A 13,012-nucleotide genomic window follows, 5' to 3' on the forward strand; every position below is an offset into this window, starting at 1 on the left:
GGCGTTTGGTGTCATCAGTTCAGAACACACAACGCCGAAGGTTCGATGTTCAGCGTCACGCGTCGGCCGTCAGGGTGCAGGTCGTCGGCGCTGCGATTGAGCACGTCGACCACCAGCTCTACGCCACGCGCCTGTATCCGGTAGCGGATGACGTTGCCGAGCAGACTGTGACTGCGTATTTCCCCTTCCAGTTCGCCGGTCAGGCTCAATTGGATCGATTCAGGGCGAATGGCGACACGGCTGGCAATGGGGCGTTGCATCAGCCGCGTGGCGTCGGCGGCGTCCAGCAGGTTGTAGTTGCCGATGAAACCGGCGGCGAACACGTCCACCGGCGCGGTGTAGAGGGTTTCTGCGTCGCCACTCTGCACGATCCGGCCCTGGTTCATCAGGAAGATGCGGTCTGACATCGTCAGTGCTTCTTCCTGATCATGGGTCACGAAGATGGTGGTCAGGCCCAGTTCGCGCTGGATGGCGCGGATCTGTTCGCGCAGGTGTTTGCGAATCCGCGCGTCCAGTGCCGACAGCGGTTCATCGAGCAGCAGCAGGCGCGGGCGCGTGACCAGCGAGCGGGCCAGAGCGACACGCTGGCACTGGCCGCCGGACAACTGATGCGGATAGCGTTTGGCAAAATCATGCAGCTCGACCATCTGCAGAATCTCGGCGACGCGCCGGTGGCTTTCGTCGTCGCCGATCTTTTGCATGCGCAGGCCGAAGGCGACATTCTGTTCCACGGTCATGTTGGGGAACAGCGCGTAGCTCTGGAAGACCATACCGATCTGGCGCTTTTGCGGGGTCAGCGGCACCAGGTCATGGCCGTCGAGCAGGATACGCCCGCTGTTGACCGCGGTCAGCCCGGCGATGCAGCGCAGCAGCGTGGATTTACCGCAGCCGGACGGACCGAGCAGGGTGACGAACTCACCTTTTTCGATGCTGCAATTGATGTCGCTGAACACAACGGTGCTGGCGTAGCTTTTCTGCAGGTTTTCAATGCTGACAAAACTCATTTCAGTCTTTGTCCTTGTTCAGTCGATTGGCGGCCCAGGTCAGCACCAGCACGAAGAGGAAGTAGGAAATCACCAGTGCGCTGTTGAAGTGACCGCTGCTGTTGCGCATGTTGTTCAGGTACACCTGCAGCGTTTCATAGCGGGTGCCGACCAGCAGATTGGCGAATACGAACTCGCCGAACAAAAAGGAAAATGACAGCAGCAGGGCGATCATCAGGCCCTTGCGCAGGTTCGGCAGCACCACCAGAAAGGCCGCCTGCCAGGTGCTGGCACCGAGCAATTGCGCAGCGTCCATCAGGTCGGTCAGGTTGATCGCCTGCAGGTTGTTGGTGATTGCGCGGTACATGAAGGGCTGGGCGATGGTGAAATAGCAGCCGATCAGAATCCACGGCGTCCCGACCATGGCCATCGGCCCTGAGCCGTAGAGTTGTAACAGCCTCACTGACGACACCACCGGCGGCACGGCAAACGGCAGCAGGATCAGGATGTTCATCAGCCCGTCGAGACGCGGGAAGTAGTAATGCACCACGAACAGCAGCGGCAGGATCAGCACCACCGACAGTATCAGCGCGCCGAAGCAGACCAGCAGTGATTGACTGAACGCCGCCAGAAAGCGTGGATCGCTCCACAGTGCCACGTACCATTTGAAGGTCAGCCCGCTGGGCAGAATGGTCGCCGACCAACTGGTCGCAATCGAGTACAGAAACGTGCCGGCCAGTGGCAGCAAGAGAATCAGGAACAGCAGGTAGACCACGGTCTTGTGGTAAACCCCGGCAGGTCCTCGCTCAGCGCGCGACATGGTAGCTCCTTTTCAACAGCCACTGATGAACCACCGTTACCAGTGTCATGAGCCCGACCAGAATCATCGCCAGGGCACTGGCCATGTTCGGGTCCAGCGTGATGTCACCGGCCACCATCGCGGCAATACGGATCGGCAGCACGTTGAAGTTGCCGGTGGTCAGGGCGTACACCGTGGCATAGGCGCCCAGCGCATTGGCCAGCAGAATCACGAAGGTGCCCAGCAGCGCCGGGGTCAGCACCGGCAGGCCGATGTAGCGCCAGAACTGATAACTGCTCGCCCCCAGCAGCGCCGCCGATTCGTTCCAGTCCTCGCGTACAGCGTCGAACGCCGGGTAGAGCAGCAGCACGCCGAGGGGAATCTGGAAGTAGGTATAGAGGATGATCAGACCGGTCTTGGAATACAGATTGAAGTCATCAATGATCCCGGCCTGCTTGAGGATCAGAGTCAGCGCACTGTTGAATCCGAGCAGGATAATGAAGGCGAACGCCAGCGGAACACCGGCGAAGTTGCTGGTCATGTTGGCGAACGAATTGACGAAGTCCCGCAGCCGTGAATCCACTTTGCGCAGCGAATAGGCGCCCAGAATCGAGATCAGAATGCCGAACAGGCTCGACCAGAAGCTGATCTCGAGGCTGTACTGGATCGCCTGACGGTAGAACTTCGAGCTGAACGCCCGGACGAAGTTTTCCAGGCCCCAACCGGCGTCGCTTTGCAGGCTGTTGATCGCCACCCAGAGCAGCGGCGCAATCTGAAACACGATGAAGAACAGCGCAAACGGTATCAGGCACAGCAGGCCCAGCCATTTGCCCCGGGATAAGCGGATCAATTGAGAATCTCCTGACAGACCGGTTTGTCATGAGGGATGCCGAGCAGTGCGCAGATCGTGCCGCACAGCTCGGTCTGGCGCGGTGCTGCATCGACATTCAGGCTGAACGCATCACCAATGACGAACAGCGGCACTTCGCGCTCTTCCGGCAGCAGGCCGTTGTGTGAGCGGTCGTTGTTCATGCCATGGTCGGCGGTCACCAGCACCTGATAGCCCGCGTCCAGCCAGCGTTGCAGGTAGTCAGCCAGAATGATGTCGGCGTTGCGGGCGGTGTTGCGGTATTGCGCGGTGTCGAGGCCGTGCTTGTGCCCGGCGTCGTCGATATTCATCGGGTGAATCAGCAGAAAGTTCGGTGCGTGTTTCAGCCTCAGGCTTTCGGCGTCGGCGAACAGGTGCGAGTCCGGGTAGTGATCGGCCCAGTAGAACAAACCGTGCTGAATCGGCAGGTCGGGTGCGTCGGTGTGGCGGTCGCGTGCGGCGTCGAAGGGTGTGCGGTTGTACAGCTCGCTGACCCAGTGATAAGCCGCCGCTGCGGTGCTCAGCCCGGCGTCGCGGGCATAGTGAAAGATGCTGCGTTCGCGGGACAGGCGCGAGACGTTGTTGTGTACGATGCCGCTGTCGATAGGCGCGACCCCGGTCAATATGCATTCGTACAGCGGGCGTGAAAGGGCGGGCAGCTCGCACTCCAGCTTGTAGAGCGCGGCCCGGCCGGCATCATGCCAGGCTTGAAGGTGGCCCATCGCGTGGCGCGCCACTTCGTAATTGAGGCCATCGAGCACGATCAGGATAACGTTGTGTTTCATGGCGACTCGCTCGGGCGAAAGAGTGCGGGCGAGACTGGCTCGCCCGCGTCATACGACTCGATCCCTGAGTCGCAGTGGCGATCAGTTCATCTCGATGATGACTTGTTCTTGCCACTTCTGCGGCAGGGCTTTGGAGGTTGCCTCCCACTTATCCGCGTATTTGATCGGCTTGGCATTCTTGTACTGCTCTTGCGGCAGCAATTTGGCCTGGACGTCTTCAGGCAGTTTGAGGTGCTCTACACGAATCGGGCGTGCATTGCCTTCTGCCAGCCTGATCTGACCCGCATCGCTGAAGGTGTATTCACGCGCCAGCTTTGCGGCGTTCGGGTGCTTGGCGTACTTGTTGATGATCGTGGTATAGCCGGAAATCACCGAGCCGTCCGACGGGATCAGCACCACGTAATCATCGGGTTTGGTCATCTTGGCTTTGTAGCTCAGGCCGTTGAAGTCCCAGACCACACCGACTTCAATTTCGCCTTTCTCGATGGTCTGAATGGTCGGGTTGGCCAGCGACAGACGTTTTTGTTGAGCCAGCTTGGTGAACAGTGCCAGGCCCGGCTCGATATTGCTTTCGTCGCCTTTCATGGCAATGGCAGCGGCCAGTACACCGTTGGCAGCCTGTGCAGCGGTGCCTACATCACCGATGGAAACCTTGTACTTACCGGTTTCTAGGTCGGCCCAGCTTTTCGGGATTTCAGAACCGTGCAGCAGGTTCTTGTTGACGATAAAGGCAATGGTGCCGGTGTAGGCCAGCGCCCAATGGCCTTCCTTGTCCTTGGCCCAGTCCGGAATCTGCTCCCAGGTGCTTGGCTTGTAAGGCTGAGTTACACCCTTGTCTATCGCGATGGGGCCGAAGGCCGCACCTACGTCACCGATGTCAGCGCTGGCGTTGTCTTTCTCGGCATCGAACTTGGCGATCTCCTGGGCCGAACTCATGTCGGTGTCCATGTGCTTGAGGCCGTATTTGGCTTCCAGGTCCTTCCAGATGCCGCCCCAGTTGGCCCAGTCATCCGGCATGCCGGCGCTATTCACCGCACCTTCGGCTCTGGCGGCTGCTTCGAGGGTTTTAAGATCTGTCTCCGCAGCCATGGCCAGAGAACTCATTGCCATGGCTGAACCGAGGAGTGATGCCAACAAAAGATGTTTCATTCGGAGCTCCTGTGCACTTCTTTAGCAGAAGTGTTCATCGCGGAAGGTGTGGTCTAGTTCAGCAATACCTGAGCCAAGTTAGGCGGGTTGCATGACATTTTCGTGTCGAGAATGACGAAGTACGCCGTTTTTCATCTGGCCTAGCACTGCTTCGGGCTAAGCGTAGACCATTGCGAGGTGCCCGCTTCTCAAGGCTTTCAAGGCTTTTTCAGCGCTGTCTGGCATGGATTGTGATACGTCATGTCACAGCACCGTCATCTGCCCGGCCTAGGCTTGCAACGATGGAGTTAACAGCGGTTGCGGCACGAATGTGTGCTCCGCCAGAGGGCTGGTCTAGTCCAGGCAGGTACGGGAATGCGCGAAGATGTGCCACGGGCGGTAACTACTATCTGCAAGGCGTTGCAGGAACAGATAGAGCACGGTCTGTTGCCGCACGGCAGCAAACTGCCTGCCGAGCGCAAGCTCAGTGAGGTGTTCGGCACCACGCGCATTACCCTGCGTGAGGCCCTCCTGCAACTGGAGGCCCAGGGGCTGATCTATCGAGAGGAGCGGCGTGGCTGGTTCATCTCACCGCCACGGCTGGCCTATGACCTGATTCGGCGCAGTCATTTTCATGCGATGGTCTGCGCACAGGGCCGAGTGGCGCAGACCCAACTGCTTTCGGCCCGCCTGCAGCCGGCGTCGGCCATGATCTGTGAAATGCTGGAGCTGCCCGCGCTGTCGAGCGTGATTCAGATATGCCGCGCACGACGTATCGATCAGCGCCTGGTGCTGTACGTGGAGCATTACCTGAGGCCGGAATTGTTCCCCGGCATTCTCGAACATGATCTGAGCGAGTCGCTCACTGAACTCTACGCCCGATGTTACGACCTTCACTACGGCCAGGTGCGCTTCGACATGGTCCCCACCGCGCTGCACGCCGAAGCGGCTGCTGCGCTGAAGGTCTCGCTGGGCAGCCCCGGCCTGCGCATCGCGCGCGTCAATTACGATCGCAATGAACTGTTGATCGATTGTGATCTGGAGTACTGGCGCCATGATGCTATTCATGTGCGTGCGGCGGTGCAAGGTCACTGAAACTCAGCACTGCGCCCCCTCTGGCCGGACACTCATCGTGAGTGTTTTCCGCAGAGTTTGAGGATTCGTTAGTTGACTGTTTTTTATAAGAAAACGCTGTTGTCGGTCCTCGATCAGATGTTTTAGATACAGTCGGTTTCATAGAGTAAGCAGAATAAAGACGGCTGATTAACTAAAAAAATTAATGAAAATGGTTCTAGAATGCCTGATCGGGCAGGCGTAAATTAGTTGGTTTTTTTATGTGTTTTCTCAGGATTTTTATTTTGGTTTGTTAGGGAGGCGCTGATTTATTCGATTTTTCGTCCCTGCAACGCTCTGGAGGCCTTGATTTATCTGGGGGCAACAGCTGGGTTTTAGAATAAATCAGCGTCTCCTTAGATGAATTTTCTAAAAAAAGTTCGAATTAATTAATATTTACTAAAACAGTGTGGTAGGTTTTTAGTGCGAAAGGTTGCGCACTAGTTAGTTGGCTACGTGCGTGAGTTTCGGTTTTTGGATGTGAAGGCGTACACGGCAGTTGTCCTGTAAAGCCCTGCTCAATGAGTACGACTGCTTTTATTAAAAGGATCTATGAGGATGCTCTAATGACTCTCGAAAAGGCGTTAGTGTTGCGCACGTGTGCCAATAACATGGCCGATCATTGTGGTCTTGTATGGCCCGCGACAGGGGCCGTTGAATGCAAACACTGGCAGTCCACCCGAAAGCACGAGAATGGACTGGTGGGTTTGTTGTGGGGGGCTGGAACCAGCGCTTTTCTGAGTATGCATGCCGATGCGCGGTGGATTGTCTGTGAAGTTGCTTTAGCAGACATGATCGGCCTGGAAGAGTCGGGAATGGTCAAGTTTCCACGGGCCGAGGTGGTTCATGTCGGCGACAAGAGCAGTGCGTCGCACTTTATTTCGACGCATCAGTCCGACTGTGCATCACCCCCTGCGCCCGTTGTCGCAAACATCGTTTTGCCCATGGCAGATCACATTGTCAGTCACGAGGTATTCGACGTCGCGCTGATCAGCCGGGCGGATAATTCTGGGGGGCTACTGCCGGCCGCGACGCCGCAATCGTTGCAGACCGCTACTTACGGCGGCACGTTAAGTGGCGAAAACAACAGTCGGCTTATTGCTGGTTATGGAAGCACCGAGACGGCCGGTAACAACAGTGATCTGATTGCCGGGTATGGCAGTACAGGGACCGCTGGCTCCGACAGCTCGCTGGTCGCCGGTTATGGCAGCACTCAGACTGCAGGAGGTGAAAGCGCACTGACGGCGGGCTACGGCAGTACCCAGACCGCACGCGGAGGCAGCGACCTGACGGCAGGGTATGGCAGCACCGGCACGGCCGGTTCCGACAGCTCGCTGACTGCCGGTTATGGCAGTACGCAAACCTCGGGCGGGGACAGTTCGCTGACGGCTGGCTACGGCAGCACCCAGACCGCACGGGAAGGCAGCAACCTGACTGCGGGTTATGGCAGTACCGGGACGGCTGGTTCCGACAGCTCGCTGATCGCGGGTTACGGCAGCACTCAGACTTCCGGAGAGGACAGCTCGCTGACGGCGGGGTATGGCAGTACCCAAACCGCCCAGGAAGGCAGCAACCTGACGGCCGGGTATGGCAGCACCGGCACGGCAGGCTCCGACAGCTCACTGATCGCCGGGTATGGCAGCACCCAGACCTCCGGGGGAGACAGTTCGCTCACCGCCGGTTACGGCAGCACGCAGACTGCTCAAGAAGGCAGCAACCTGACGTCCGGTTATGGCAGTACCGGCACGGCAGGCGCCGACAGTTCTCTGATCGCCGGTTACGGCAGCACGCAAACCTCCGGCAGTGATAGTGCGCTGACGGCGGGGTATGGCAGTACGCAAACGGCCCAGCAAGGCAGCAACCTGACTTCTGGCTATGGCAGCACTGGTACGGCGGGCGCAGACAGTTCACTGATCGCCGGTTATGGCAGCACCCAGACCTCGGGAAGTGACAGCTCGCTCACGGCGGGCTACGGCAGCACGCAGACGGCTCGGGAGGGTAGTAACCTGACTTCCGGTTACGGCAGTACCGGCACGGCAGGCGCCGACAGTTCTCTGATTGCCGGTTATGGCAGCACCCAGACCTCCGGCAGTGACAGCGCACTGACGGCCGGCTACGGCAGTACTCAGACGGCTCAGCAAGGCAGCAACCTGACCGCCGGGTATGGTAGCACCGGCACGGCAGGCGCCGACAGTTCGCTGATCGCGGGATACGGCAGCACGCAGACCTCCGGCGCAGACAGCGCAATGACGGCAGGCTATGGCAGTACCCAGACGGCTCAGGAAGGCAGCAACCTGACGGCCGGGTACGGCAGCACTGGAACAGCAGGTGCCGACAGCTCGCTGATCGCCGGCTATGGCAGCACCCAGACCTCCGGCAGTGACAGCTCGCTTACGGCCGGTTACGGCAGTACGCAAACGGCTCAAGAGGGTAGCAACCTGACGGCCGGGTATGGCAGCACCGGGACGGCAGGCTCCGACAGCTCGTTGATTGCGGGTTACGGCAGCACGCAGACCTCCGGCGCAGACAGCACCATGACAGCGGGTTACGGCAGTACCCAGACCGCTCAGGGAGACAGCAACCTGACGGCCGGGTACGGCAGCACTGGAACAGCAGGTGCCGACAGCTCGCTGATCGCCGGTTACGGCAGCACCCAGACCTCCGGCAGTGACAGCTCGCTCACTGCGGGTTACGGCAGTACTCAGACTGCCCGGCAAGGCAGCGAACTTACGGCAGGCTACGGCAGCACCCAAACGGCCGGCGCCGACAGCAACCTTACTTCCGGTTACGGAAGTACCGGCACGGCTGGTCATCAAAGCTTCATCGCGGCGGGTTACGGCAGTACGCAGACGGCAGGCCACAAGAGCATTCTGACGGCGGGTTACGGGAGTACCCAAACGGCCAGAGACGGCAGCGACTTGATTGCCGGGTATGGAAGTACGGGCACGGCAGGTTCGGGCAGCTCGCTGATCGCGGGTTATGGCAGTACCCAGACAGCCAGTTACAGAAGCATGCTGACCGCCGGTTATGGCAGCACTCAGACCGCGCGCGAACTCAGCGATCTGGTTGCAGGTTATGGCAGTACGTCAACCGCCGGGTCGAACAGTTCGTTGATTGCCGGGTACGGGAGCACGCAAACGGCGGGCTTCAAAAGCATCCTGACTGCCGGTTACGGCAGTACCCAGACAGCCCAGGAGCGCAGCGACCTGGTCACCGGCTATGGAAGTACCTCGACCGCAGGCTATTCCAGCTCATTGATCGCGGGTTATGGCAGCACGCAGACCGCCGGTTACGAGAGCACATTGACCGCCGGTTACGGCAGTACCCAGACGGCACAGGACAGCAGCTCGCTCATCACCGGTTACGGAAGTACCTCCACGGCCGGTTATTCCAGCACGCTGATTGCGGGTTACGGCAGTACGCAGACCGCAGGCCACGAGAGTACGTTGACCGCCGGCTACGGCAGCACGCAGACGGCACAGGAACGCAGTGATCTGGTCACCGGCTACGGCAGCACCTCCACCGCAGGCTACTCCAGCTCGCTGATTGCGGGTTATGGCAGCACGCAGACAGCCGGTTACGAGAGCACATTGACCGCCGGTTATGGCAGTACCCAGACGGCCCAGGAAAACAGCTCGCTCACCACCGGCTACGGCAGTACGTCCACCGCTGGCTTCGCCAGTTCGCTGATTGCAGGCTATGGCAGCACTCAGACAGCAGGCTATGAAAGTACCCTCACGGCTGGATATGGCAGTACGCAAATTGCAGAACGTGGAAGTTCATTGACGGCGGGCTACGGCAGTACGGCAACTGCCGGAGAAGACAGTTCGCTGATTGCCGGTTATGGCAGTACCTTGACCAGCGGAATCAGAAGCCTGTTGACGGCGGGCTATGGCAGTACGCTGATCGCCGGGCTGCGCAGTGTCTTGATCGCAGGTTACGGCAGCAGCCTGACGTCGGGCATGCGCAGTACATTGACAGCAGGTTACGGCAGTAACCAGATTGCAAGTTATGGCAGTTCGTTGATTGCGGGCCATGAAAGTATTCAGGTTGCCGGGCACAAAAGCATGCTGATCGCCGGCAAGGGTAGTTCGCAGACGGCGGGATTTCGCAGCACGCTTATTGCCGGTGCGTTCAGTGTACAAATGGCCGGTGATCGCAGCAGGCTTATTGCCGGTGCAGACAGTAATCAGACAGCGGGCGATCGCAGCAAGTTGCTGGCGGGTAACAACAGTTATCTGACCGCCGGAGATCGAAGCAAACTAACCGGTGGCAATGACTGCACGCTAATGGCTGGAGACCAAAGCAAGTTGACCGCCGGAAAGAACAGCGTTCTGATCGCAGGCGCACGCAGCAAGCTTATCGGCAGTGAGGGCTCGACGCTTTCGGGGGGCGAAGACTCCACGCTTATCTTCAGGCTCTGGGATGGTAAGAAATACCGGCAACTGGTTGCCAAAACGGGAGAGAACGGCGTTGAGGCAGATATGCCTTATTACGTGAACGACGATGACGATATCGTCAATATGCCAGAAGACGACGCTGTTTAAAGCCGGTCACCCGTTCATGGGAAAGCACCGGTATTAAGTCATTGACAGGGTACGTCAATAGGGTGCGGGACATGGAGTCCCCTTTTCTACGTACAGAATTCACGGCGCTGTGCTCTTTTTTATTTCTCACTGGCGAACGCCGGATTTTTATTCTGACAGGCATCGATCGAACGCCCGCGGACGGTACACGGGAACAGCGCGCTGCCCCGAGACCGTTTGCGCCCTCACTGACTATGGCAGCTCGTGGCTGGCATAGAACGCGCCCAGTACCTTGACCAGATGCGCCAGGTCATGACTGCCAGCCAGTTCCCGAATCGAGTGCATCGCGAACGTCGGCAAGCCGATATCGACCGTGCGGATGCCCAGATGGCTGGCGGTGATCGGCCCGATGGTCGAACCACAGGCCATGTCGCTGCGCACCACGAAGCTTTGAACCGGGACTTCTTCGGCCATGCACAGGTGACGGAAGAAACCGGCCGTTTCGCTGTTGGTGGCGTAGCGCTGGTTGCTGTTGACCTTGATCACTGGCCCGGCATTGAGTTTCGGGCCATGGTTGGCGTCGTGTCTGTCGGCATAGTTGGGGTGTATGCCGTGCGCGTTATCGGCGGAGATCATCAGTGACTTCTGAATGGTCCGCACGTAGTCCTCGCTGCTGGGCAGCAGGCGCCGGACGATCTGTTCCAGCATGGCACCGTCTGCGCCACAGGTAGAGGACGAGCCGACTTCTTCGTGGTCAGTGCAGACCAGCAGCGCAGTTTCGTCGCTGTTGCTGTTGAGCAATGCTTGCAGCCCGGCAAAGCACGACAGCAGGTTGTCGAGCCGGGCGCCAGCGAGAAAATCGCCATTGAGACCGACAATCGCCGCGCTCTGGGTGTCGTAGAAGCTCAACTCGTAATCAAGCACCACGTCGGCGTTCAGGCCATGTTCGCGTGCCAATTGGTCAGTCAGCAGCGCGCGGAAGTCTGCGCGCTCATCACCCGCCACTTGCGCAAGAATCGGCGGCAGCTCGGTCTGGGGATTGATCGCCCGGCCTTCGTTGACGGTGCGATTGAGGTGAATGGCCAGATTGGGGATGACCGCAATCGGCAGTTTGAAGTCGATCAGTTGGCTTTCGACCTTGCCATCGCGGCGGAACGTAACCCGCCCGGCCAGCGACAGATCGCGATCAAACCACGGTGCAAGCAGTGCGCCGCCATAGACTTCGACCCCCAGTTGCCAGAAACCCTGACGTTGCAGCTCGGGCTGCGGCTTGACCCGCAGGCACGGGCTGTCGGTGTGCGCGCCGACCATGCGGATGCCGCCGGTCAGTGGTGACTGGCGACCCATTCTGAACGCAACAATGGAGGAGTCATTGCGCGTGACGTAGTAACGTCCTCCGGTTTCTATGGCCCAGGTGTCACGCTCGTCCAGCCGCTGAAACCCGGCAGCTTCGAGGTGTTGCACGAGGGTGGCTGTGGCGTGAAAGGGGGTAGGGGAAGCCTTGAGGAAATCGATGAGGCCTTTGTTCAACTCGTCGCGCATAAATAGCTCCAGACAGCAATGATGCGAGTTTACCGCATTGGCTCATTCGCTGCCTTGGGTTGCGCTTAGCGCGATACACAAGCCCAACTGATTCTTGTGTCACTTCACTCCGCGTTTGCATGGATTTCGTGACGCTACGCGTCATACATCTCCGATGCGGCGCAACGTTATGCCTGTCCCGCTGCCACTACCACAAAATGCTTTTTGATCACGATTGCACTAACGACGCAGATTGCGACGTAAGTGACGGCTGAGTCCTGGCGCTGATCCGGGGGATGCGAGGCAGGACGCCGAGCAAGCCGCACCGGGCCATGGATGGCCCGTTGCGGCGACCGCCGGATCGGTGTCAGGACGAAGGAACCCGACGAAGTCGGGCCGGAAACGGAGCCGGGATTTTGGTTACTTTGATCCTTCAAAGTCACTCGCCGAGGGGCGAAAAGGTGCCTTGAGCCATGAACAGGCACCACTGACATCTCAGAACTGCTGTGTGACGCAGAGCGTCACGAGAGGCATTACCACGCGGAGTGGGAACGAGAAAAGAATATGTGCGTTCCTGCCTGCAAGCGCGCAAACCCTTGCATTGCGCGGCACAACTCAATGACCGTTCAAAACGGCGCAGGGCACTCGAAAGTCAGGCGCTCGCCAGTGCCCGGATGCGTGAAGCTCAGCATGCTGGCGTGCAGGCACAGGCGCGGATAGGCCGCCAGCGCTTCGGGATGGGCGTACAGACCATCGCCCAGCAGCGGATGCCCGATCGACAGCATGTGCACACGCAATTGATGCGAGCGGCCGGTGATCGGTGTCAGTTCGACCCGGCAGTACGTGTCATGCCGCTCGATAACCTTCCAGAACGTCAGCGCATGCTTGCCGCCTTCGTGATCCACCACATGGCGCGGCTTGGTCGGCGGGTCGTAACGCAACGGCAAGTCGATACTGCCGCTGTCCAGCGACGGCTGACCCCAGCACAGTGCGGTATAGGCTTTTTCGGTCTCGCGGTCATGAAACTGACGCGACAGCTCGCGATGCGTGTCGGCGTCACGCGCCAGCAGGATGATGCCGGACGTTTCCCAGTCCAGACGATGGACGATGCGGGCTTCAGGGAAACCGTTTTCCTGCAGGCGGGTAATCAGGCAATCCTTGTTGTCATCGGCACGGCCGGGGACGGAAAGCAGCAGGGTGGGCTTATCGATCACCAGAACGGCAGCGTCCTGATGGATGATGCGGATGTTCGACAACGGCATGCAACGGCCTCGAAACGCTAGAAACGG

At 59.2% G+C, this 13,012-nt stretch carries 9 protein-coding genes; 2 read left to right on the forward strand and 7 right to left on the reverse strand.

Going from position 1 to position 13,012, the window contains the following annotated elements; translation table 11 throughout:
* Positions 1–14: 14 nt before the first annotated feature.
* From BLT55_RS03765 to BLT55_RS03785, 5 genes are all read right to left on the reverse strand, one after another.
* Positions 15–1,004 (reverse strand): ABC transporter ATP-binding protein, encoded by a 990-nt coding sequence (locus BLT55_RS03765; RefSeq protein ID WP_055002084.1) that lies wholly within the window; start codon positions 1,002–1,004, stop codon positions 15–17.
* A 1-nt stretch (position 1,005) separates the two neighbouring features.
* Positions 1,006–1,803 (reverse strand): ABC transporter permease, encoded by a 798-nt coding sequence (locus tag BLT55_RS03770; RefSeq protein ID WP_055002083.1) that lies wholly within the window; start codon positions 1,801–1,803, stop codon positions 1,006–1,008.
* Positions 1,790–2,632: an ABC transporter permease gene (locus BLT55_RS03775; RefSeq protein ID WP_055002082.1), complete on the reverse strand. Its 843-nt coding sequence runs from the start codon at positions 2,630–2,632 to the stop codon at positions 1,790–1,792. The genes BLT55_RS03770 and BLT55_RS03775 overlap by 14 nt, the downstream gene beginning before the upstream one ends.
* A complete protein-coding gene (locus BLT55_RS03780; protein WP_055002081.1) occupies positions 2,629–3,435 on the reverse strand; it encodes an alkaline phosphatase family protein in 807 nt (268 codons plus the stop codon). Before BLT55_RS03780 ends, BLT55_RS03775 begins: the two co-directional genes overlap by 4 nt.
* 81 nt (positions 3,436–3,516) lie before the next feature.
* Positions 3,517–4,584, reverse strand: coding sequence for an ABC transporter substrate-binding protein (locus BLT55_RS03785; protein ID WP_055002080.1), 1,068 nt, complete (start codon positions 4,582–4,584; stop codon positions 3,517–3,519).
* Positions 4,585–4,938: 354 nt separating this feature from the next.
* Between BLT55_RS03785 and BLT55_RS03790 the strand changes: the two genes are divergently transcribed.
* Positions 4,939–5,658: a UTRA domain-containing protein gene (locus BLT55_RS03790; protein ID WP_055002079.1), complete on the forward strand. Its 720-nt coding sequence runs from the start codon at positions 4,939–4,941 to the stop codon at positions 5,656–5,658.
* Between the two features lie 962 nt (positions 5,659–6,620).
* The gene (locus BLT55_RS03795) at positions 6,621–10,223 is read left to right on the forward strand and encodes a beta strand repeat-containing protein (protein WP_445941172.1); all 3,603 of its coding nucleotides are present in this window, start codon (positions 6,621–6,623) and stop codon (positions 10,221–10,223) included.
* A gap of 231 nt (positions 10,224–10,454) precedes the next feature.
* Here the strand turns inward: BLT55_RS03795 and BLT55_RS03800 are convergent, their stop codons facing one another.
* Together BLT55_RS03800 and BLT55_RS03815 are read right to left on the reverse strand one after the other, a co-directional pair.
* A complete protein-coding gene (locus tag BLT55_RS03800; RefSeq protein ID WP_054084137.1) occupies positions 10,455–11,744 on the reverse strand; it encodes a M18 family aminopeptidase in 1,290 nt (429 codons plus the stop codon).
* 605 nt (positions 11,745–12,349) lie between these two features.
* Positions 12,350–12,985, reverse strand: a complete 636-nt coding sequence (locus BLT55_RS03815; protein ID WP_054084135.1) for an RluA family pseudouridine synthase — start codon at positions 12,983–12,985, stop codon at positions 12,350–12,352.
* Between the last annotated feature and the right edge of the window lie 27 nt (positions 12,986–13,012).

This window comes from Pseudomonas cannabina, from assembly GCF_900100365.1.
GTDB classification, from domain to species: domain Bacteria; phylum Pseudomonadota; class Gammaproteobacteria; order Pseudomonadales; family Pseudomonadaceae; genus Aquipseudomonas; species Aquipseudomonas cannabina.